Source organism: Pantoea sp. y20, assembly GCF_054903455.1.
Genome location: NZ_JBUBNJ010000002.1, coordinates 53,147 through 74,331, shown reverse-complemented (window position 1 = coordinate 74,331; position 21,185 = coordinate 53,147). Strand labels below are relative to the sequence as shown.

Annotated in this window: 19 protein-coding genes; 12 read left to right on the top strand and 7 right to left on the bottom strand. The window is 53.5% G+C overall.

What is annotated here, in order from left to right:
• The first annotated feature begins 5 nt into the window (after window positions 1-5).
• Window positions 6-191 (top strand): tautomerase family protein, encoded by a 186-nt coding sequence (locus ACYAC5_RS20085; protein ID WP_110867041.1) that lies wholly within the window; start codon window positions 6-8, stop codon window positions 189-191.
• 41 nt (window positions 192-232) lie between these two features.
• On the opposite strand, the gene ACYAC5_RS20080 is transcribed toward ACYAC5_RS20085, so the two are convergent.
• Window positions 233-550: a helix-turn-helix domain-containing protein gene (locus tag ACYAC5_RS20080; protein WP_277975150.1), complete on the bottom strand. Its 318-nt coding sequence runs from the start codon at window positions 548-550 to the stop codon at window positions 233-235.
• Window positions 543-932, bottom strand: a complete 390-nt coding sequence (locus tag ACYAC5_RS20075) for a type II toxin-antitoxin system RelE/ParE family toxin (RefSeq protein WP_462063234.1) — start codon at window positions 930-932, stop codon at window positions 543-545. Before ACYAC5_RS20075 ends, ACYAC5_RS20080 begins: the two co-directional genes overlap by 8 nt.
• A 155-nt stretch (window positions 933-1,087) precedes the next feature.
• On the opposite strand from ACYAC5_RS20075, the gene ACYAC5_RS20070 reads away from it, so the two are divergent.
• Window positions 1,088-1,828 (top strand): GntR family transcriptional regulator, encoded by a 741-nt coding sequence (locus ACYAC5_RS20070; protein WP_462063232.1) that lies wholly within the window; start codon window positions 1,088-1,090, stop codon window positions 1,826-1,828.
• Here ACYAC5_RS20070 and ACYAC5_RS20065 read toward each other — a convergent pair.
• The 4 genes from ACYAC5_RS20065 to ACYAC5_RS20050 all read right to left on the bottom strand — a co-directional run bounded on the left by ACYAC5_RS20065 (window position 1,815) and on the right by ACYAC5_RS20050 (window position 6,656).
• Window positions 1,815-2,795 carry a PfkB family carbohydrate kinase gene (locus ACYAC5_RS20065; RefSeq protein WP_462063230.1) on the bottom strand — a complete coding sequence of 327 codons (981 nt, stop codon included), beginning with the start codon at window positions 2,793-2,795 and terminating at the stop codon, window positions 1,815-1,817. The two genes, ACYAC5_RS20070 and ACYAC5_RS20065, sit on opposite strands and share 14 nt — an antisense overlap.
• Window positions 2,782-3,810: an ADP-ribosylglycohydrolase family protein gene (locus ACYAC5_RS20060; RefSeq protein ID WP_462063228.1), complete on the bottom strand. Its 1,029-nt coding sequence runs from the start codon at window positions 3,808-3,810 to the stop codon at window positions 2,782-2,784. The genes ACYAC5_RS20065 and ACYAC5_RS20060 overlap by 14 nt, the downstream gene beginning before the upstream one ends.
• An 11-nt stretch (window positions 3,811-3,821) precedes the next feature.
• On the bottom strand, window positions 3,822-5,096 hold the full coding sequence (locus ACYAC5_RS20055; protein ID WP_271460611.1) for a nucleoside permease: 1,275 nt from the start codon (window positions 5,094-5,096) through the stop codon (window positions 3,822-3,824).
• Between the two features lie 183 nt (window positions 5,097-5,279).
• Entirely contained in the window at window positions 5,280-6,656 is a 1,377-nt protein-coding gene (locus ACYAC5_RS20050; protein ID WP_462063226.1) for an aldehyde dehydrogenase family protein, read from the bottom strand.
• 481 nt (window positions 6,657-7,137) lie between these two features.
• On the opposite strand from ACYAC5_RS20050, the gene ACYAC5_RS20045 reads away from it, so the two are divergent.
• The 4 genes from ACYAC5_RS20045 (at window position 7,138) to ACYAC5_RS20030 (ending at window position 11,807) form a co-directional block, all read left to right on the top strand.
• The gene (locus tag ACYAC5_RS20045) at window positions 7,138-8,067 is read left to right on the top strand and encodes a RepB family plasmid replication initiator protein (protein WP_007886110.1); all 930 of its coding nucleotides are present in this window, start codon (window positions 7,138-7,140) and stop codon (window positions 8,065-8,067) included.
• Window positions 8,068-8,709: 642 nt separating this feature from the next.
• Complete coding sequence (locus ACYAC5_RS20040; protein ID WP_255527839.1) at window positions 8,710-8,835, top strand: hypothetical protein; 126 nt, start codon at window positions 8,710-8,712, stop codon at window positions 8,833-8,835.
• Between the two features lie 793 nt (window positions 8,836-9,628).
• Entirely contained in the window at window positions 9,629-10,828 is a 1,200-nt protein-coding gene (locus ACYAC5_RS20035) for an AAA family ATPase (RefSeq protein WP_101761164.1), read from the top strand.
• Between the two features lie 7 nt (window positions 10,829-10,835).
• Entirely contained in the window at window positions 10,836-11,807 is a 972-nt protein-coding gene (locus ACYAC5_RS20030; RefSeq protein WP_110867047.1) for a ParB family protein, read from the top strand.
• Between the two features lie 448 nt (window positions 11,808-12,255).
• On the opposite strand, the gene ACYAC5_RS20025 is transcribed toward ACYAC5_RS20030, so the two are convergent.
• Complete coding sequence (locus ACYAC5_RS20025) at window positions 12,256-14,184, bottom strand: sigma-54-dependent Fis family transcriptional regulator (RefSeq protein WP_192414692.1); 1,929 nt, start codon at window positions 14,182-14,184, stop codon at window positions 12,256-12,258.
• Between the two features lie 274 nt (window positions 14,185-14,458).
• On the opposite strand from ACYAC5_RS20025, the gene ssuD reads away from it, so the two are divergent.
• From ssuD to ACYAC5_RS19995, 6 genes are all read left to right on the top strand, one after another.
• On the top strand, window positions 14,459-15,631 hold the full coding sequence (gene ssuD, locus ACYAC5_RS20020) for an FMNH2-dependent alkanesulfonate monooxygenase (protein WP_462063221.1): 1,173 nt from the start codon (window positions 14,459-14,461) through the stop codon (window positions 15,629-15,631).
• Between the two features lie 14 nt (window positions 15,632-15,645).
• On the top strand, window positions 15,646-17,046 hold the full coding sequence (locus tag ACYAC5_RS20015; RefSeq protein WP_405042323.1) for an FAD/NAD(P)-binding protein: 1,401 nt from the start codon (window positions 15,646-15,648) through the stop codon (window positions 17,044-17,046).
• 74 nt (window positions 17,047-17,120) lie between these two features.
• Entirely contained in the window at window positions 17,121-18,515 is a 1,395-nt protein-coding gene (locus ACYAC5_RS20010; protein ID WP_280172929.1) for an LLM class flavin-dependent oxidoreductase, read from the top strand.
• The gene (locus tag ACYAC5_RS20005) at window positions 18,512-19,531 is read left to right on the top strand and encodes a methionine ABC transporter ATP-binding protein (RefSeq protein ID WP_309837166.1); all 1,020 of its coding nucleotides are present in this window, start codon (window positions 18,512-18,514) and stop codon (window positions 19,529-19,531) included. The genes ACYAC5_RS20010 and ACYAC5_RS20005 overlap by 4 nt, the downstream gene beginning before the upstream one ends.
• Entirely contained in the window at window positions 19,528-20,226 is a 699-nt protein-coding gene (locus ACYAC5_RS20000; protein ID WP_110867052.1) for a methionine ABC transporter permease, read from the top strand. The genes ACYAC5_RS20005 and ACYAC5_RS20000 overlap by 4 nt, the downstream gene beginning before the upstream one ends.
• Window positions 20,223-21,098, top strand: a complete 876-nt coding sequence (locus ACYAC5_RS19995; RefSeq protein ID WP_192414680.1) for a MetQ/NlpA family ABC transporter substrate-binding protein — start codon at window positions 20,223-20,225, stop codon at window positions 21,096-21,098. The genes ACYAC5_RS20000 and ACYAC5_RS19995 overlap by 4 nt, the downstream gene beginning before the upstream one ends.
• Window positions 21,099-21,185 lie beyond the last annotated feature (87 nt).

Sequence of the window (21,185 nt, the reverse complement as noted above, 5' to 3'; positions counted from 1 at the left end):
CAGAGATGCCAGAAATCGTTGTGTATGCGGCAGAAGGTCGCACGATTGAGCAGAAAAAGAAGTTGTTAAAAGCCGTCACCGCGGCGGTGGCTGATTCGTTTGAGATCGATGCTAATTCAGTAACGGTTTCCATCATCGAAACGCCAAAACATCATAAGTCGAAAGGCGGCGTGCCGTTTGATGAGCGTTGAGTCGGGTGTATGCCTAAAAGCCCCAATGGGGCTTTTATTATTCAGAGGATAAAGACGGCTGGCCCTTTATCTTCAATCGTGTTGAGAATGCGTAATGCCGCTTTGTTTGGCTTGCTTTCGTTGCGCTCCCACTTGGATACGCTTTCCACAGACATTCCGGTGGTTAACGCCAGCGCTGCTTGCGACATATTCCAGCGCAGTCGCACTGCTTTAATTTCTATACCACTCATCGTACGTACTGGAGGAATGTTACGCGCTTCTATAGCAGCGTTAATTTCGGCAACTGTTTCATCTTTCACTGCGCCAAGCTGATTATAACGTTGCGCCATGCTCTGGATTTTTTTTAAACGATCAGTCATTACAGTTTACCTCAATCAACTCTCTAGCTTTAACTAACGCCTCGATTAGCTCGTCGGGCATAGCAATGAAATCTCGCGCGATGCTGCAATAGGCATCAATTTCATCGTCTTCTAACTCTTTGCCTTTCTTCTTCGAAAGCTGGCTTTTTAAATACATATCAAAAAAGTAAAGATTCTTCCCATCATTGAAAAATACTATGCAGCGCGCCCCATCAGAAGCACCGATGCCAGGTAAACCGACTCGCTTCTTATAAGTAAATCGACCCAGGCAATCGCCGTGAAGCCCGGCAAAAATGGACATCGCTGCCTTACACAAAATTTTGTCGTTGATGCGTGCTTTTAAACGTTCTTCCTGAAATTCTGGCGTGAGAAAAATTCCCATGGTCGCTTCCTTGCCACTCTTTCATCCGTAAGCATTACTATAGTCGTGCTTACGGGTAAGATCAATTTTCATGCGCTTACTGGCGTATCCCAATCGCCTGAAAGTCAGTATCATAGACGTTCTGCCGCTTACCAGGATAAGTGAACCCGCCCGCTATGACCGACCATACAGCACTATTTTCGCGGCTGACTTTTACCCTTGCTGATAACAGCCGCACGCCGCTGTACAAACGCTTTGCCACTGCAATTAAAGATGCGGTGCGTGATGGCGTGTTAGTGCATGAAGAGATCCTGCCGAGTGAGCGTGACTTCAGCCAGTCGCTGAACATTTCGCGCATTACCGTGCGTAAAGCCATGGATGCGCTGGAAAAAGAGGGCGTGGTATTGCGCTCTCGAGGCTACGGTACGCAGATCTGCACCCAGTTCGAGTACTCACTGAAAGAGCCGAAAGGCTTGTCCCAGCAAGCAGTGCTGCGTGGTAAAAAGCCCGATACCGTGTGGATTAATAAAAGCAAAATCCAATGCGATGCAGAAATCGCTGAGAAATTGGGGCTGAACAAAGGCAGCGAAGTGTATCTGCTGAAACGCATTCGTTATGTCGATCAGCAAGCGGTGTCGGTGGAAGAATCCTGGGTACCGGCGCGCTATATCACTAATGCGGATGAGATTGGCATTTCGCTGTACGACTATTTCCACCAGCAACAAATTCTGCCGGTTAAATCGCAAAGCAGAGTGAGTGCTCGCATGCCTGATGAGGCGCTGCAGCAGCAGATCGCCCTACCTGACAACGTACCTGTGTTGGTGATCAAGCAGCTGGCGTTAGATGCGCAGGGCAATCCGCTGGAGTACAGCATTAGCTACTGTCGTAGCGATATGTATGTGTTTATTGCGGAGTAAGGCGCTGTTGCCAGTAAGCTGTTAACGTGGCGCGATCGGGCGCGCAATCGCCGCCGCGTTGTGACACCACATAAGACGCCACCGCGTTGCCGAGCGCAACGCTTTCTGCCAGTGGCCAACCCGACGCTAATCCCGCCAGTAATCCACCCGCGTGGCTGTCGCCTGCACCTATGGTATCGACCACTTTTGTCGGCAGCGCCGGCATCCAGCCCTGTGTTTCCGCGTTAACGAAACCGGCGCCTTCGCTATCAAGTCGCACCACCATCGCGCCGCCGAATCGCTGCTGCCAGCACGTCATTAACTGATGCGCATCAATGGGTTCTGTTTGATTCAAACGTTCATGCCACAGCAGTTCGGCTTCCTGTCTGTTCACTGTAATCAGTGGGTGGCACGCCATAACGCGTTCGAAATGCGCATCACCGATATCCGCCAGACGCGGACCGAAATCCAACAGCAGCTGATACGGCTGGCTTTGCTGCTCCAGCCAGTCGATCAGCACATCACCGCTTTTGCTGGTGAGCTGATAGCCGGAAAGGTAGATCCAGCGATTGGCCAGCTGCGGCAACGTGTTCAGCAGCGCTGCATCCCACTGATTTTCCACGCCGCTCACTGACAGAAAAGTACGCTCGCCATCAGGTTCCACTAACGCTAAACACCAGCCGTTATCGCCTTTCGCCGTTTCCAGCACGCTGTGGATGCCATATTCCGTCAGCTTCTGCCGCACAATGCTGGCCCAAGTGCCGTTGCCGAGCGGCAGCGCATTGATGGACGGGATGCCAAGCCGGTGCAGCGCAATCGCCACATTCAGCGCACAGCCGCCCACGTTGACGCCCTGCTGGTGGAGCTCAATATCGCTGCCACGATGGGGCAACGAGTAAGCATCAGCAATCACATCCACTACCGCCGCACCAATCACAAGCACTGGCAGACGGCTTTCAAGTCTCTGCAGATCATCAGGCGTCAACATAAGCGGCCTCGCGCTGCTGGCGGAAACGCGTGAATGCAGCGCTGTAACGAGTGAAATCCAGCGCGTTAGCGGCATCCAGCTCGGCTTTCAAGGCAACGTCGATGCTGTCGATGCCGTGCAGCGCGCCGCAAATGGCCACCGCCATCGCGCCGATGGTATCGGTATCGCCGCCGAGGTTAGCGCAAAGGATCGCGCAGCGATTAGGATCGGTCTCGGCCAATTCCACCATCGCAATCGCCGCCGGTACCGATTCAATGGTGCTGGTGCCGGTGCCTACCAGATCGTAAATATGCTGCATGGTGGATTCCACGCCCCTGCCCTGCACGACCACGCTTAACGCCAGTTCGATGCGTGCCGCCATCGACGCGCTAAAGGTGGTGACACGCTTTTCCTGTGCCGCGCGTGCGATCGCGGGCAGTTCATCGCGGATCGTTGCCCAGTTGGCACCGTCAATGGCGCGTGAAACAGCCCACGCAATCACCGTCGCGCCGGAAATCGCGACATCCGATTTATGCGTAGGGCTCGACGCCAGTGCGACGGCATCAATAAAAGCCGGTAAATCGCGTGCTGGCAGCAGACAGCCGAGCGGTGACACACGCATCGCTGCGCCGTTAGTCGTGCCGTTATTTTCCAGCTGCGACACTGGCGTGCCGGCTTTCATGGCGTTGAGCGCGATTTTTGAGGTCGGTCCAAGCACGTTTTTGTTGAAGGCATCAAACGACTCGGCCCACTGCAAAATATTCGCACCAATGGTTTGGGCGTTGATCTCGCCGTCGTGAGTGACGATCGCATCAGCCAACGCCAGCGCCATAGAAGTGTCATCGGTAAAGGCCGCCCGGCCAAAGTAGCAGGCGGCGTTGTTCTCAGCCGGACCGGGCAGGAAGCGATCGATCCAGCCAAAGTGCTGCTTCACGCGTGAGCGCGGCCATAATTCGGATGGCATGCCCATCGCATCGCCCAGCGCCTGGCCGTAAAACGCGCCTAAAATCCGTTTTTCTTGCGTTGTCATCGTCATGGTGAAATCTCTTATTTATGGCTGTCAGCGGTTGCTGAATTTTCGAAAGCGGTAAGTTCATCGCTGCGTTTTTTGCCGTCGCGGAACAGGACGATAAAGGCGATGGTGATCATTACGATCATCACGCTGCCAAACATCCACATGCCTGCCCAGTTGAAAGTCTGCCCGTCGCGGGGTTGGTCGTAGGCGAACATTTCCTGCATCAGATAGCCGCCAAGGCGGTAACCCAGCAGGCTGCCGATACCCTGACAGGCCAGCGTGATCAGCCCTTGCGCAGCATTACGCATCGCCACTGGCGCTTTCTTATCAACATAGATGTAAGCGGTGATGAAGTAGAAATCGTAGCTGACGCCGTGCAGCAGAATGCCCATGAACAGCAAGCCGTAAGTCAGCATGTTTTGATCGCCACCGAACACGAAGAACACGTAGCGCAGTGCGGCGGTGGTTAATCCCAGCAGCAGCACTTTGCCGATGCCAAAGCGTTTGATGAAGAACGGTAGCGCCAGCAGGAAGAAGATTTCCGAAACCTGGCCGAGCGTCATCCAACCGGTGGCGTGCGGCAAGCCGACTTCCGTCAGATAGCCTTCGGCAAAGATGTAGTAAAACGCCAGCGGCATGCTGAACAGGAAGGAGCAGACGAAGAACACAAGAAAGCTGCGATCCTTCAGCAGATGCAGCGCATCCAGACCAAGCGCGACGCGCAGGCTGAATTTGCCGGTGCTTTTCGGCTCGGTGGCGGGCAACGTCAGGGCAAAAATGCCCAGTAATAGCGAGCTTGCGGCGGTGATCAATAACGGCACGTTGCTGGCTGAGATATCGCCATAGCCCAGCAGCGGCGGCAGGAAACCACAAACGATGCCAGACGCGATCCAGCCAAGTGTGCCCATGACGCGAATGCGCGGGTAATCACGCTCCACATCCGCGACGTGCGAAAACGCGATGCTATTGGTTAAGGCGATGGTGGGCATGTAAGTGAGCGCATACAGCAATAGCAACGGGAAGAAACCGCCGAAATGCGTTTGCTGAGCTGCGAAGAACATCAGAATCGATCCGACGATTGTTAGCAGCGACAACACTTTCTGCGCCTGGAAGAAGCGATCGGCCAGCGATCCGACAAGGATCGGCGACAGGATGGCGGCTATCGAAGTACAGGCGTAGCACCAGGCGATCTCAACCGGCGAGAAGCCGTTTTTGCTGAGAAATGCCCAGAGCGGTACAAACCATGCGCCCCAGATAAACCATTCAAGAAACATCATGAACGACAGTTTTGGGATTGTTGTTTTCATTTAAAAGGACTCCCCGGTGTAGGTGGAGGCAAATCTAACACCGGATATAATACCTTTGTAATACCACTGGTGGATTTTTTGAACTGGTCCACAACATTTTAAATGATGTGCAACGGTATGAGATGCGAGATATCTGGGGGCGGAGGATGGGAATAAGGGCGCGCCTGACGCGCCCTGTGATGCTTAGCGGCGGTTTTTCCATACCGTCTGAATATTGCAGAATTCGTGGACGCCAAAGCTTGACAGTTCACGACCATAGCCGCTCTTCTTCACGCCTCCAATCGCAACTCGCGGATCTGACGCACCATTGCCATTGATAAATACCGCGCCGGTCTCGAGTTTTTCCGCCAGTTCGTTGGCCAGCGCTTCGTTGCCGCTCCACACTGTTGCACTCAGCCCGAATTCGCTGTCGTTTGCCAGCTCAAGGGCATGTTGTGCATCACGAGCGACACTAATTGCTGCGACCGGGCCAAAGATCTCTTGCTGGAATGCGGTCATGGCTGGTGTGACATCGGCGAGGATCGTCGGGGCGTAATAGTTGCCTGGGCCGTCGATCTTATGGCCGCCTAATACCAAACGTGCGCCTTCCTTGATGGTCTGCTGCACTTGATTATCCAGCTCGTCACGCAGATCGTAACGCGCCATTGGTCCGATGTAGGTATCTTCTGCCAAAGGATCGCCGATCTTCAATGCCTGCACCGCTGCGCTGAAACGCGCCTCAAACGCTTCTGCGACACTTTCTTCAATGATGAACCGCTTGGCTGCCATGCAGACCTGTCCTGTGTTCTGATAGCGTCCTGTGACCGCTGAGGCCACTGCAGCATCCAGGTCTGCATCCGCCAGCACGATGAAAGGATCCGCGCCGCCCAGCTCCAGTACAGTTTTCTTGAGTACTGCACCGGCTTGCGCTGCAATTGCACCGCCTGCACGCACGCTGCCGGTTACCGCTACAGCGGCAATTCGTGGATCTTTGATCGCGGCCGAAACGCCATCGTTATCGACGTTGATCACGGTAAAGCCGCCTTTAGGCAGTTCGGTGGCGTCAAAAAGTGACTTCATCAGGTTGGCGGATCCCATTACGCTCGGCGCGTGCTTGAGCACGTAGGTATTGCCTGCCAGCAACATGCTGACTGCGCCGCGCAGAACCTGCCAGTAAGGGAAGTTCCATGGCATTACAGCAAGAATCACACCAATCGGGCGAAATGACTGCCACGCTTGCTGGTTTTCCACCAATGTTGGTTTGTCGGCAAGGATCGTCGGACCGTTCTCTGCATACCAGTCACACAGATTGGCGCATTTCAGTACTTCAGCACGTGCCTGAGCGATCGGTTTGCCCATTTCCAGTGTGGCCATGGTTGCGAGCTCATCCTGACGCTGGCGAATCTGTTCAGCCAGTTGACGCAGCACTTTCACTCGCTGCGGCATCGCGGTATAGCGCCATTCTGCATAGGCATCAGCACTTTGCTGCAATGCGGCTTCCAACTCGGCTGCGCTCTGCAGCGGATAGGTTGCGAGGATTTCGCCGCTAGTAGGGTTACGGGAGATAACGTTGTCAGTCATGAAAGATGTCCTCGTCATAAGTGATGTGATGTTCGATGAAGTTCACTTTACGCCGGGATATAGTTTCTTAAAAATGAATAATGATGAGGAAGTTGTTCATTTATGGAGAAATAGAAGGATCCAGATCGCATATAACTGATGATTTGGTGGGATCAAACAGGATGTTATCGCGATGGGGCTGTTTTAAACATTTTGCCTGTCTAAAGCCGCTTCAGTCCTGGCGTTATTAAGTTATACAGTGAATAGATCTTAAAGAAAGATCATATAGAGATCTTAAAGAGATCCTAAGAGATCCCCGATCGTCGCAGGCCGCACCCCACAAGGGCTCAGAAGGTGATCGCGTTCACTATAATGAGTAAAGTGTTCACTGGAGTCAGTAGTTTATTCACTATAGAGAGTAGAATGTTCACTATAAACAGTGTTAATGTTCACTGTAATCAGAAAACGACCCTTTTCATCCACAGAATGAAGATCTCAGGCTATGGCAGATAAAGAGAGTGAAAACAAGGCGTTACTCGAGCCTTTTCTGTCGGTGACAAAAAACAGCGGTGAAGTTATTCAACTCCACCCCAATAAAAATAACACCGTACAACCGGTCGCTTTAATGCGCCTGGGTCTGTTTGTTCCTACATTGAAGTCCACAGCGCGCGGTAAATCAGGCGCGATGGCATCGACCGATGCAACGAAAGAGCTGAAGAACCTTTCTTTAGTGAAATCGGAAGGCTATGAAAAAATTACCATTACCGGCGCAAGGCTGGACATGGATAATGATTTCAAAACCTGGGCCGGTATTATTCAGTCTTTCTCGCGTTATCCTTCTAAGGGCGACACCGTGACGCTGCCGTTTATCGATTTCGTCAAGATGTGCGGGATCCCGTCGGCAAACTCTTCGGCTGCGCTACGTAAGCGCTTAGATGCCTCTCTGCGACGCATTGCGACCAATACGTTGTCCTTTGAAGGGAATGGCAAAGCCTATCACACTCACCTTGTGCAATCGGCGTATTACGATCGTGAAAAGGATCTGGTGCGCATCCAGGCCGATCCAAAGTTATTCGAGCTCTATAATTTCGACCATAAAGTGTTACTGCAGCTGCGAGCCATTTCGCGTTTAAAACGTAAAGAATCGGCTCAGGCGTTGTATACCTATCTCGAAAGTTTGCCAACGAATCCGGCGCCCATCTCTCTGGCGCGTTTGCGTATGCGTTTAAATCTGGGCTCGAAAACCACCACGCAAAATCACGTGGTGCGACGTGCGATGGAGCAGCTCAAAGAGATCGGCTATCTCGACTATTCGGAAGTGAAACGTGGCCGTTCGGTGTTCTTCATCATCCACAGCAGGACGCCGAAACTCGACGGCATCAGCAATCTCGAAAGCATCGATTCGCTGGAAGATATTGAGTTCGAAGAATGATGTTGCCCGCTTACTGTAATCAGTAATTCTCCTTAAGCTGTGTCACTTTTTGAGCAAAAGTGACACATGCTCTATCCGCTAACATTCACTGCAATCAGCTGTCCTCACGTGATTCACTGTAATCAGTAACGTTCACTGTAATCAGAAACCTTCTGCTTTTATTGTGTCTTATGCGATGTTTTGCACCGCGTTGTAGCCTTTCTAAGCTACTTACAAGGATAGTGAGTACTTACAAGGGCGGTGACGCAGTACTTAACTTCCTTTTTTCACTGCCTCTCTACTGATCACAGTGAACGTTTGTTTGAGCGCTCGCTTTCACTGATTACAGTGAATGCCAATTACAGGCTGCATACTGAATACAGTGAACGTTCAAATGCAACTTAATGATTTATAACCATTAAAAAAGTCTGTTTCAAATTGATTCACTGTAATCAGCAGTTTGACTGTGAATACAGCCAGTAAAAGTGACAGGGTTGGTCACTAAGCTGATTACAGTGAACGTTTGGTTTGCCTTCTCACTACAGTGAACTGAAACGTGAGACGTTCGTGCTGACGCTCATATACCGCTTGAACAACATGTCACGCTGTCACTGATTACAGTGAACGTTACCAACTCGTCCCCTGCCCTGCCAGGTTTGCAGCATGAAACAAACTCGCTTAGCGCATCGTTTTTTACTGAATACAGTGAACGTTGGGCGTTTTAATCAGCAGCGTGTTTTACTGATTACAGTGAATGTTGTTGACGACATTCTGGGTATTTCGCTGTAACGCATATGGCGCTTCCAGGCATATCAGCTTGTCGGCAAATAACACTCTACTGATTACAGTGAACGTTTGTCTTATCATGCTTGTCGGGCTGTACTGATTACAGTGAACGTTCTGTATAGCGTCATAACTTTTACTGATTACAGTGAATGTTCTCGGTCTGGCCAAATTGACTTACTGATTACAGTGAACGTTTTATCGCAGTGCGACAACGTCTACTGATTACAGTGAATCTTTGCCGATGAAGAGTACAAGGCTTTTACTGATTACAGTGAACGTTTGGCGTTATGTGAAAACGTCGCGAGGGTTTGCTGATTACAGTGAACATCTCACCAGCATGGCACTATCGTTGCTCTCTCGCCTGTTTTTACTTCCAGGCATCATCTACTGATTACAGTGAATCTTCAGCCACCGCTCGCTGATTACAGTGAACCTTTTACTGATTGCAGTGAACGTTTATCTACGACGCTTATCAGCTTACTAACTACAGTGAATATTCCAGCAATTTTGGTCGCAAGCCCCCTTCTCTTTTCTCTGTTTAAAAGTATACAGAGTAGAAACCGGCTACTGAATACAGTGAATCTTTGGGCCTTTGAACAAGATTTCAGCGGTTCAATATTGAACAAAAAACCGGGATGACTAAATTACGAACGCTGATTACAGTGAATCTTTGCGTTAAACCGCTCTTAATCAAGGTCTTTTCACATAACTTATTCTTCCTGAGCAGAAGAGATATATTTGCCTCATGTGCTGGATTTATGTATAAAGTCATAAATCCTACATGTGTGGAGCAAGTATGGCTAACGATGAGAAGCAGGTTCTGAAGGTCGCACAACGTTCAGAAAGAATGCTGATGAGCCTGACTGAACAGATTCAGGCGCAGAAAGAAGAATTGCGGGAAAACACGTTCTATCAGGTTTACGCTAAAGCGGCGTTAGCCAAACTGCCCAAATTGACGCGTGCGAGCGTGGATTACGCTGTCAACGAAATGGAAGAAAATGGTTATCCGTTCGATAAGCGTGCAGCGGGCAGCTCAACCAAGTATGCGATGTCGATTCAGAACATCATCGATATCTATCACCATCGCGGTGTGCCCAAGTACCGCGATCGCCACCATGAAGCCTTTAGCATCTTTGTTGGCAACCTCAAAGGCGGCGTTTCGAAAACGGTCTCTACCGTTTCGCTGGCACACGCATTACGTGCGCATCCGCATCTGCTATTTGAAGATCTGCGTATTCTGGTCATCGATCTGGACCCGCAATCTTCCGCCACCATGTTCCTGAACCATCAACGTTCAGTGGGATTAGTAGAAGCGACCGCCGCACAAGCGATGCTACAGAACGTCAGCCGCGAAGAGTTGCTCAACGAGTTTATCGTTTCCTCGATTATTCCGGGCGTCGATGTGCTGCCGGCGTCAATTGATGACGCCTTCATTGCCTCGCGTTGGGAAGAGTTGTGTGCCGCTCACCTGCCCGAGCAAAACATCCACGCGGTGCTGTATGACAATGTAGTGGCCAAGCTGAAGAAAGATTACGACTTTATCTTTATCGACAGCGGCCCGCATCTTGATGCCTTCCTGAAGAACGCCATTGCTGCTTCAGACCTGCTGATGACGCCAGTGCCGCCCGCGCAGGTGGATTTCCACTCCACGCTGAAGTACTTAACGCGTTTGCCGGAGTTGATTGGCATCATTGAAGAATCGGGCGCAGCCTGCCGTTTGCAGGGCAACATTGGCTTTATGTCTAAACTGTCGAATAAAGCGGACCACAAGCTGTGTCACAGCCTGGCGAAAGAGATTTTTGGCGGCGATATGCTTGATGCTGCATTGCCGCGTCTGGATGGCTTTGAGCGCTGCGGAGAGTCGTTTGATACGGTTATCTCAGCCAATCCATCAACCTACGTGGGCAGCACCGAAGCCTTAAAGAATGCGCGTTCAGCGGCGGAAGATTTCGCGAAAGCCGTATTTGACCGTATTGAATTCATTCGCCTGAACTGAGGTTACTATGAGCGCAAAAAGAATCACTATTGGCCGAACTTTCAGCCAGACACCATTGCAGACTGAAGAAAGCGCCGATGGCCATTCTCAGACATTTATTCTGGCGACGGGTAAACGCGCCCTGTTCACGCTGGAGCACATCCCGGCGAAGGAAATTGAAGAGAAAACCTTCGTTAAGATGGAAACCAATGGCCGCGATCAGTCTGGCCTGACGCCAGAATCGCTGCGCGACATCATTCGCACCATCAAATTGCAGCAGTTTTTCCCGGCGATTGGCGTAAAGCGTGACGATCGCATTGAGATTCTCGATGGTTCACGCCGTCGTGCAGCGGCTCTGCACTGCAAAACTGGGCTTGATGTGTTGGTTACAGACGTGGCTATCTCGGCGGAAGAAGCGCGCCGTTTAGCCCAGGATATTCAGACCGCGCGCGAGCACAATCTGCGTGAAGTGGGCATGCGTCTGCTATCGCTTAAAGAGAGTGGATTGTCGCAGAAAGAGATTGCGCAAAGCGAAGGCTTATCGCAGGCCAAGGTAACGCGTGCATTGCAAGCGGCAAGCGTGCCGCTTGAGCTGGTAACGCTGTTCCCGAATCATTCAGAGCTGACCTATCCTGACTATAAATCGCTGCTTCAGGCGTATGAGAAGCTGCAGGAAACCGGACAAACGGTTGATGCCCTGATCGATACTATCGGTATGGATGTTGATACCGTATGCGCGCGCGATGGATTGGCCGAAGACGAAGTGAAGAATGGCATTCTGCGTTTAGTGCGTAACGGTAGCCAGACGCTGATTCAGTCACCGGCAAAAGATAAAACCGTGGCGACGCCATTATGGAGTTTCGCCGATAAAGACCGCTTTGCGCGTAAGAAAACGCGCGGACGCATGTTCAGCTACGAGTTTAATCGCCAGTCAAAAGAGTTGCAGGAAGAGCTGGATAAGGTGATTAACGAGACGCTCAATAAGTATCTTAATCAGTAATTGAAATGCCGCCTCCGGGCGGTTTTTTTATGCCCTTTTCAATGCCTCGCCAGCGTAATTTCATCGCTAACTGTATGAAATATAGATTATCGCCGCGGAAATTTCAGCCTGAAATCGCCACTGTTTTAGCCAGCAGCTCAAAGATATCCGTTAATAAATCACCAATACTGATTAACTGACTGCAGCCAATTTAACCAGCTGTGTGCGAAAGCAACAAAAGGCAGCCACAGCAGAATTGCCGTCCAGGCAGCGAGTGAAATTTCATCTGCTCGCCTAATCGATTTCATCTCTATTGATATGAAATATAAGGGGTTTTTGATAAAATTTCAGGCTGAAATCGCCAATTAACTTTTAGTTTCAGCCACCCTCAAAAATCCCTAGGCGAGATTAGCCAGATGATATTCAATGATTTATCCACAGAAAACGTGGATAACTTTCAAGACTCACCTTACTCAATTAACGTTAAAGCTGATGAAAATTGCCAGACCGCATCGCGCACGCGCACCGGTTTATTAATCAGCCCCAACGCATAAAAGCGATCGGCGATGGTCTGCTGCTCTTTGATTACTTCGAAGGCCATCGCACGCGTTTTGTGGCTGCGGCGAGTCAAGGCATGTTCAACTGATGCGATTTCCAATCCCAGCTCCTGAGCCAACAACATCGATGCTTGATGGCGATGGCTATCGATGAACAAACCCGTTTGTTGCAAACTCTCCACCAGCTGTCTGAGGATGTCATCGTGCTGTTCAACGTAATCACGCCGCGCCAGATAGAACTGATGATTACGTACGCGCCCTTCACCATTAACCAAAACCCGCAGCTCGGGATTGCTCTCCGCGGCGCTGAGCAACGGATCCCACATCATCCAGGCATCAACCGAAAGATAATCACTTGCCGTCAGCGGATATTTTGGCGGCGTATACACCACTTTCAGTTCATCCAAACCAATGCCCGCTTCCTCCAGTAGCTGCAGCAGTAGCCAGTGAACGTTCGAGCCTTTGTTAACCGATATGCGCTTACCGCGCAGATCGCTGATGGTACGAATATCGCTGTCATGCGGTACCACGATGCCAACGCTGCTCGGCGCTGGCGGCTCCCACGCGATATAAGTCACTGCATTGCCACTCGCCTGAGCGAAGATTGGCGGTACTTCACCGGTGGTACCAAAATCGATTTCGTTGTTTTGCAGCGCATACAGCAGCTGTGGCCCGGCGGGAAACTCACTCCACAACACGCTTATGCCTTGCTGAGCGAAACAGTGTTCCAGGCTTTGACGGGCTTTCAATACGCCAAGATTGCCAAACTTCTGGTAGCCAATGCGCAGCTCACGCTCCTGCGTCCCGTGTGTATGAGATGTCGACGTAGTTACCGGCGCTTTTCGCCGTCCTTTAATCATTCCCTGATTCGCCAGATGCGTGCGCAATGTGTGGCGGCTGATACCTAATAGCGCCGCAGCCTGGGTTTGATTGTGATCTGTCATCGATAGCGCATTGCTAATAAGGCTGCTGATAACGCGATCAAACAGTTGTTGCGGCTGACTGGTTAGCTGCTGCTGAAGAAAACTGTCGAGCGTTGAATCGTTTGACTCGTTAAAACCATGTTCACTGTAACCAGCAAGTCGCAGCTGTGCGGGCGTCAGCGTCTCTTCACGGCTTAGCAATACGGCGTTATGCAGCGTGTTCTCCAGTTCACGGATATTGCCCGGCCAGCTGTATTCGCGCAGCGCTTCAAGCGCATCAGGAGAAAGACGCCGTGCCGGGCGCCCTAAACGTCGTGCGTAGAGGGCGAGGAAGTGTTGCGCCAGCAGCGGAATGTCTTCACGGCGCTGACGCAGCGGCGGTAATGGCACCACCGCAATATTCAGGCGATAGAACAGATCTTCGCGGAAGCGTCGTTCACGAATCGCCTGCGCCAAATCCACATGCGTAGCCGCGATAACTCGCACATCCACTTTGATCGCTTTACGCGAGCCCACGCGCGTAATCTCACGCTCCTGCAGCACACGCAGCAATTTAACCTGCAGTGAAGGACTGAGCTCGCCAATCTCATCCAGCAGCAAGGTGCCGCCTTGCGCTGATTCAAACCAGCCGGGATGTGACTGCGTCGCACCGGTAAAAGCGCCTTTCTCATGGCCAAACAACTCGGCTTCAGCCAGGCTTTCTGTCAAAGCACCGCAGTTAACCGCGAGAAAAGGGCCATGACGGCGTTGGCTGTGATGATGCAGATAGCGCGCCACCACCTCTTTACCTGTGCCGGTTTCGCCGACAATCAGAACGGTGGCATCCGTGGGCGCGAATTTATCCAGCAGCGATTGAAACGCCAGAGAAGCGGGATCGACTAAGCGCGGTGAGTCGGTGTGGTTATAGGTGGTTAACATGGTATTGAGTCCTGTAACGAGCATATCGTTAACCTAAATGCTCACGCTGACTATTAACACCATATAAAAAGCATAAGCAGTTGCATATGCAGCAATAGCTGTTGCGCCAGAGTTGCAAATGCAACTGTTTTGGTTGACGGCGACAAGGCTAACCGCCTGAAATACGGCGATTCGCGCCAGTTAACAACCTGGCACGCTTTCTGCTAACAGCTATATAACCAAATAAGCAGTTCAAAATGATCATTTTTTAATAAAGTTATATAGGAAAAGCATAATGGCCGATTCCGCGAACGATAAAATTAATGTCTTCTGGTTTTTACCGACGCACGGTGATGGACGCTATCTTGGCACCACGCAAGGCGGACGCCCGGTCGATTTACCCTACTTACAGCAAGTGGCGCTCGCCGCCGACAATCTTGGCTTCTATGGCGTATTAATTCCTACCGGCAAAAGCTGTGAAGATTCCTGGCTGGTGGCCTCGGCGTTAGCGCCGATCACCAAACGTCTGCGCTATTTAGTGGCTGTGCGTCCTGGCCTGCAGCCGCCAACGCTGGCAGCCCGCATGGCGACCACGCTTGATCGTCTTTCTGAAGGGCGTTTATTGATTAACGTGGTGACCGGCGGCGATCCGATTGAGAACAAAGGCGACGGCATTTTTCTCAACCACAGTGAACGTTATGAAGTCACCAAAGAGTTCCTCGACGTCTACAGCCGCCTGATGCGCGGCGAGAAAGTGGATTACGAAGGCAAACACATTCACGTCGAAGGCGCGGAAGTGCTGTTCCCGCCGGTGCAGGAAAAGGGTCCGCCGCTCTATTTTGGTGGTTCATCTGAGGCGGCGATTGATGTAGCAGCGGAACAGATCGATACCTATCTCACCTGGGGCGAGCCGCCAGCGCAGGTTGCTGAGAAGCTGGAAGTGGTGCGCGCACGTGCAGAGCATCGCGGACGTAAACTGGAATATGGCATTCGTTTGCATGTGATTGTGCGCGAGACCGAAGAAGAAGCCAAAGCGGCGGCAGATAAGTTGATTGGTCATCTTGATGAAGAAACCATCGCGCAGGCGCAGAAAATCTTTGCGCGTATGGATTCCGCCGGTCAGGCACGAATGAGCGCGTTGCACAACGGCTCGCGCGACAACCTCTATATCTCGCCAAATCTGTGGGCGGGTGTGGGTCTGGTGCGCGGAGGCGCGGGCACTGCGCTGGTCGGCAGCCCGGAGCAGGTGGCTGAGCGTATCCGCGAATATCAGGCGCTGGGTGTCACCAACTTCATTCTGTCCGGTTATCCGCATCTGGAAGAAGCGCATCGCGTGGCCGAGTTGCTATTACCGCTGCTACCGCTGGCTAATGCGCAGCAGCAGCGTGAGCGCACCATTAACACTGGCCCGTTTGGTGAAACCATTGGTGGCGATAAGCGTCCGTCAAAACAGACGAGCGCCAGCTAATGCAGGAGAAGGCAATGGCACGGGTAATCATTGTTGGCGGTGGCTTTAGCGGCACAGCGCTGGCGATTCATCTCGCACGAACCTCATCGAGCAGATTACTGATTACAGTGGTCGAACCGCGCGCCAACCTCGGTGGCGGCGTTGCCTATTCCACGCAGGAGCCTTCGCACCGCATCAACGTACCCGCTTCGCGCATGCAGTTAAGCGGTGAAGAGCAGGGCGCGTTTGACCGCTGGTATCGCCAACAGCCGGAATGTTCACTGGACTCAGTAGTGCACTGTGAAGACGGCGCAGTTTATCCGCAGCGCAGCCTGTTCGGTCGCTATCTGGCAGAACAGTTTGCGCAAGCTGCGCAGGCGTATCCGCACGTCACGCTGCGCCATGTTCAGGCCAGCGCCGTGGCCTGGGAAGGCGAGCAGCTGTTGCTCAGCAACGGCGAAATGTTGCGGGGTGATGTACTGGCGTTAGCGATCAGTCATCCGCCACCATCGTTGCCGCGTGCGCTGCAACCGTTCTCGGCGCATCCGGCGCTGATTGCCAATCCGTGGCAGCACAGCGTATTAGACGCCATCGATCCTCAATCCTCGGTGGCGATTATCGGTACCGGCTTGAGCATGGCGGACGTGGTGGCTTCATTGGGCACCAGACAGCATCGTGGCCCGTTAATCGCCTTCTCACGCCGTGGACAGCTCTCGCGCGACAACCTGAGCGGTGAATGGCCTGAATGGACGTTAGCCCCGCAACAAGCGTCCAGTGCGCGTCTGTGGCTGCGACATATCCGTGCCGAAGTCGCGCGTGCCGCGGAACAGGATTTGCCGTGGCAGCGCGTGCTCGATCAGGTGCGCGTGCAAGGTCAGGATATCTGGCAATCGCTGCCGCTGCGCGAGCAGCAGCGCTTTGTTCGTCACTTGCGCTCGTGGTGGGATGTGCATCGCTATCGCATCGCGCCGCAGGTGTCAGCGGTGATCAGCGCACGTCGCCAGCAGGGCAGTCTGAAGGTGCTGGCCGCGCGCCTTAGCGACATCTCCAATGTCGGCAAGCAGTTGGACATCACGCTACGCACGCGCGAGGGCGCCAGCGAAACCCATCGCCTCGATCATCTGATTGTCACAACCGGTCCCGGCCATGAAGCCTTAACCGCCAGCCAGCCGCTGCTGCAATCGCTCAGCCAGCAAGGGCTAATCCGCGCTGACCTGCTCGGTTTTGGTATTGATGTCGATAGCCAATCGCACACGCTCAATGTTAACGGCCAGCCCAACGCACGACTGTTTGTCGTCGGTCCCGCTGCGCGTGCGCGCTTCGGTGAACTGATGGGATTGCCGCAGGTTGCCGATCACGCCGCCGCTGTGGCGAAACATATTTTACAAGAACTGCAAATCGCTCCCGCCGAGCGATGTCCCCCTTCAGCGCTTTAATCTCTCAACATCCTAAAAATTAACTGACGAACGCCGGGTCGTAACACGATCACGGCCTCGCTATGGAGATTGCTATGCCATCGCAACGTGAAATTCGCTTGAACGCATTTGATATGAACTGTGTCGGACACCAGTCGCCGGGCCTGTGGGCACATCCGCGTGACCGTTCCTGGCAATACAAAGACCTGGAGTATTGGGTCGATTTGGCGCGCCTGCTGGAGCGCGGCAAATTTGACGGCCTGTTTATCGCCGACGTGCTCGGCGTTTACGATGTACTCAACGGCAACGGCGATGCGGCGATCCGCCAGGCGACGCAGGTGCCGGTCAACGATCCGTTAGCGCTGATTACGCCAATGGCGCTGGTGACCGAACACCTCGGCTTTGGTCTTACGGCGTCGCTGTCGTTTGAGCATCCCTATCCGTTTGCGCGCCGCTTATCCACGCTCGATCACCTGACCAAAGGCCGCATCGGCTGGAACATCGTCACCTCGTATCTGGAGAGCGGGGCGCGCAACATTGGGCACAAAACCCAGATCGATCACGATAGCCGCTACGATTACGCCGACGAGTATCTGCAAGTGGTGTACAAGCTGCTGGAAGGCAGCTGGGAGCAGGATGCAGTATTGCGTGACCGCGAACGCCGTATCTTCAGCGACCCGCGTAAAATCCATCCCATCAATCATCAGGGCACCTTCTTCAACGTGCCGGGCATTCACCTGTGCGAACCGTCACCGCAGCGCACGCCGGTGCTGTATCAGGCGGGCGCATCGAGTCGTGGCAAACAGTTTGCCGCAGAACATGCCGAATGCGTATTTGTTGCCGCGCCGTCAAAAGTGCTGCTGAAGAAAACCGTCGCCGATATTCGCCGCCGCGCGGTGGAAGCGGGGCGCGATCCTTACAGCATCAAAATCTTCAATCTGCAAACCGTGATTGTTGGCGAAACCGATCTGGCGGCGCAGGCGAAATGGAAAGAGTACACCACTTGGGTCAGCTACGAAGGCGCGCTGGCGCTGGTATCAGGCTGGACCGGTATCGACTTCGGCCAGTATCAGCCGGATCAGGTGCTGAAATATATCCACACCAATGCCATTCAATCGGCGGTCGAAACTTTCTCCACCGCTGATCCCGATCGTCAGTGGACGGTAAAAGCACTGGCGGATTGGGTTGGCATCGGCGGTTTTGGTCCGCTGATTGTCGGCAGCGCGGAAACCGTCGCGGATGAGTTGCAAAGCTGGGTTGAAGAGACCGACGTAGATGGCTTCAACTTCGCTTACGCACTGACCCATGAAACCTTTGAAGATGTGGTGGAGCTGCTGATCCCGGAGCTGCAAAAGCGCGGCGTCTACAAAAAAGAGTACGCGCAGGGCACGTTGCGCGAGAAGTTATTCTCCGCCGGCCCGCAGCTGCAAGCACCGCATCCGGGCGCGGGCTATCGCGTTAAATCCTCCACGCCGCAGGAGGTCTTATGATCGAAATAGATCAGCTCAGCAAACACTATCGCGCGCCCGACGGCCGCATCACCGAGGTGCTGAAATCCATCAGCCTGCAAGTACCGCAAGCCAACATCACCGCGGTAGTTGGGCCGAGCGGCGCGGGTAAATCGACGCTGGCGAAGTGCATTAGCCTGCTAGAGCAACCGAGCGCCGGCAGCATCCGCGTTAACGGCAACGATCTTTCTCGTCTGGATGGCGAAGCGCTGCGTCAGGCGCGTCGCTCAATTGGTACCGTGTTCCAGTCTTCCGCGCTGCTGCAACGCAAAACCGCGTGGGAGAATATCGCCTTGCCGCTGCACTATCTTGGCGTAGTGGATCGCGATATCGCCGCGCGCGTGGGCGAACTGCTCGATAGCGTCGGCCTCAGCCACAAAGCCAAAGCCTATCCTGGCCAGCTTTCCGGTGGTCAGCGGCAGCGTATTGGCATCGCGCGTGCGCTGGCATTGCGCCCGTCGGTGTTGCTGGCAGATGAAGCGACGTCAGGGCTCGATCCCGAAGCCACCGTCACCGTGCTCGACCTGCTGAAAAAACTGCGTGATGACTACAAGCTGGCGATTGTGCTGATCACCCATGAAATGGACGCGGTGCGTCAGGCGGCAGATGCGGTAGCGGATATTCGCGACGGCCAAATCGTGCAGTACGGCGTGGTGAAAGAGCTGCTGGCGCAACCCGATTCGCTATTGGGACAGCGCCTGTTCCCGCTGGCGGCGCAGGCGGGCGATGCCGAACTGGTGTTGCAGCTCAGTTATCGCACCGATGTGCCAGTCGCCAGCGACTGGATTTCGCGCCTCAGCCAGCAGTTTGGTTTGCGTATTGATCTGCTCGGCGCGCACGTCGAGCAGGTGAATGGTCTGCAAGCTGGCCGCCTCAAGGTGGGCATTCACTATCAGCAGGAACGCGTGCCGCTGGCGCGTTTACTGTCGCAGCTGGAACAGCTGGGCTTAGTTGCCAGCGTTTCGGGCAGCGTGTTGCCATTGCGGGAGGCGGTATGAGCGTATCAGTGATGAGTCAGGATACGCCGTGGCCAGACATCCCGGCGCTGATGCTGCCCGCTCTGGGCGAAACCGCGTTGATGGTGGCGATCGTGATGCTGTTCGTGGTCACCTTCGGCGGCATCGTCGGCGTGGTGCTGTTCAACACCTCGGTGCGCGGCCTGTTTCCCCATCGCGGTATCAATCGGGTGCTGAGTTGGATTGTCAACATGGGGCGTTCGCTGCCGTTTCTGGTGCTGATGGCGGCCATCATTCCGTTCACCTTCTGGCTAACCGGCACCACCATCGGCATTCCTGCCGCCGTTGTGCCGATGATCGCCGCGGGTATTCCGTTCTTTGGCCGTTTGGTGGACAACGCGCTGCGTGAGCTGCCCGGTGAAGTCACGGCGGTGGGCTTGGTGTGCGGCGGTTCGCGCTGGCAGATCATCCGCTCGGCACAACTTAGCGAAGCGCTGCCGGCGATTGTGGCGGCAGTGACGCTCAACCTGATCTCAATGATTGAATACTCCGCCATTGCCGGCACCATCGGCGCGGGCGGTATCGGCTATCTGGCGGTGGTGTACGGTTATCAGCGCTTCGATAATCACATCATGATCGCCACCATCGTGGTGCTGATCGCCTTAATTCAAACCATTCAATTTCTCGGCGACCGTTTGGTCACCGCATTACGCCATCCTCAGGGGACATCGTTATGACAACACAAGATTTCGAGCTGCGTAAAACCCGCCGCTGGCCGTGGCTGCTACTGATTATAGTGGTCGTTTTACTTGCAGCAGGCGGCTGGTTCTGGCGCAGCCAACAGGCGCAGGCGGTGGTCTTTGGCACCACGCTGAAGGTGCATTTTGAACCGGCGATGGCGGGCGAGCAGAAGCTGATTGAATACGTTGGCGAGCACATCGCGCCCGATTACGGCCTGAAGCTGGAGGCGGTTGGCGTGCAGGATCCGGTGCAAGCCGATCGCGCGGTAGCGGAAGGGCAGTATGCCGCCACCGTGTATCAGCATCAGTGGTGGCTAAAGCAAGTGGTGGATGCCAACGGTTTTGCGCTCACCTCAACGCTGCCGCTGTTCCAGTGGGCGTTTGGCATCTACTCCGATCGCTACACATCGGTAGCGGATCTGCCGCAGGGCGCGACCATCGTGGTGCCGGATGATGGCGCCAATCAGGGCCAGGCATTATGGTTGCTGGCGCGTCAGGGTTTAATCACGCTCGATCCCAACGTCGAGCCGCGCACGGCCAAACTGAAGAACATTGTCGGCAATCCGCACGGTTTCGTGTTTAAAGAGCTCGATTTGCTGACCATGCCGCGTGCGCTCAACTCGGTGGATGCGGCGATTGGTTACGTTTCGCAATTTGATGCCGGTAAAGTGCCGCGCGAAAAAGGCATTCTCTTCCCGCCTGCGCCGCGCACTTTCGCCTCACAGCTGGTGATTGGCACGCCTTATCTGGACCAGGAAAACATTGAGAAGCTGAAAAAAGCCTTCTCCGATCCGCGCGTCCAGCAGTGGTTGAAGACCACCGACGATCCGCTGGTAAAAGGCGTGTTGGTGCCGGTCTCAGCCGAATAAATGGTTGTTGTTTGAACACCCGGACGCGTCAGGCGTGTCCGGGTTTTTGTGTTGGCTAAAAACTATTTATCTAATTGATTTTAATGT

What these genes read in the sequence shown, in the direction of transcription:
- ACYAC5_RS20030 (WP_110867047.1), top strand. Translation starts at nt 10,836, where the DNA reads ATGAGCGCAAAAAGAATCACTATTGGCCGAACTTTCAGCCAGACACCA.
- ssuD (WP_462063221.1), top strand. Translation starts at nt 14,459, where the DNA reads ATGGCCGATTCCGCGAACGATAAAATTAATGTCTTCTGGTTTTTACCG.
- ACYAC5_RS20080 (WP_277975150.1), bottom strand. Translation starts at nt 550, where the DNA reads ATGACTGATCGTTTAAAAAAAATCCAGAGCATGGCGCAACGTTATAAT.
- ACYAC5_RS20040 (WP_255527839.1), top strand. Translation starts at nt 8,710, where the DNA reads ATGAAACAAACTCGCTTAGCGCATCGTTTTTTACTGAATACAGTGAAC.
- ACYAC5_RS20015 (WP_405042323.1), top strand. Translation starts at nt 15,646, where the DNA reads ATGGCACGGGTAATCATTGTTGGCGGTGGCTTTAGCGGCACAGCGCTG.
- ACYAC5_RS20075 (WP_462063234.1), bottom strand. Translation starts at nt 932, where the DNA reads ATGGGAATTTTTCTCACGCCAGAATTTCAGGAAGAACGTTTAAAAGCA.
- ACYAC5_RS20025 (WP_192414692.1), bottom strand. Translation starts at nt 14,184, where the DNA reads ATGTTAACCACCTATAACCACACCGACTCACCGCGCTTAGTCGATCCC.
- ACYAC5_RS20045 (WP_007886110.1), top strand. Translation starts at nt 7,138, where the DNA reads ATGGCAGATAAAGAGAGTGAAAACAAGGCGTTACTCGAGCCTTTTCTG.
- ACYAC5_RS20050 (WP_462063226.1), bottom strand. Translation starts at nt 6,656, where the DNA reads ATGACTGACAACGTTATCTCCCGTAACCCTACTAGCGGCGAAATCCTC.
- ACYAC5_RS20065 (WP_462063230.1), bottom strand. Translation starts at nt 2,795, where the DNA reads ATGTTGACGCCTGATGATCTGCAGAGACTTGAAAGCCGTCTGCCAGTG.
- ACYAC5_RS20070 (WP_462063232.1), top strand. Translation starts at nt 1,088, where the DNA reads ATGACCGACCATACAGCACTATTTTCGCGGCTGACTTTTACCCTTGCT.
- ACYAC5_RS20000 (WP_110867052.1), top strand. Translation starts at nt 19,528, where the DNA reads ATGAGCGTATCAGTGATGAGTCAGGATACGCCGTGGCCAGACATCCCG.
- ACYAC5_RS19995 (WP_192414680.1), top strand. Translation starts at nt 20,223, where the DNA reads ATGACAACACAAGATTTCGAGCTGCGTAAAACCCGCCGCTGGCCGTGG.
- ACYAC5_RS20060 (WP_462063228.1), bottom strand. Translation starts at nt 3,810, where the DNA reads ATGACGATGACAACGCAAGAAAAACGGATTTTAGGCGCGTTTTACGGC.
- ACYAC5_RS20085 (WP_110867041.1), top strand. Translation starts at nt 6, where the DNA reads ATGCCAGAAATCGTTGTGTATGCGGCAGAAGGTCGCACGATTGAGCAG.
- ACYAC5_RS20055 (WP_271460611.1), bottom strand. Translation starts at nt 5,096, where the DNA reads ATGAAAACAACAATCCCAAAACTGTCGTTCATGATGTTTCTTGAATGG.
- ACYAC5_RS20035 (WP_101761164.1), top strand. Translation starts at nt 9,629, where the DNA reads ATGGCTAACGATGAGAAGCAGGTTCTGAAGGTCGCACAACGTTCAGAA.
- ACYAC5_RS20005 (WP_309837166.1), top strand. Translation starts at nt 18,512, where the DNA reads ATGATCGAAATAGATCAGCTCAGCAAACACTATCGCGCGCCCGACGGC.
- ACYAC5_RS20010 (WP_280172929.1), top strand. Translation starts at nt 17,121, where the DNA reads ATGCCATCGCAACGTGAAATTCGCTTGAACGCATTTGATATGAACTGT.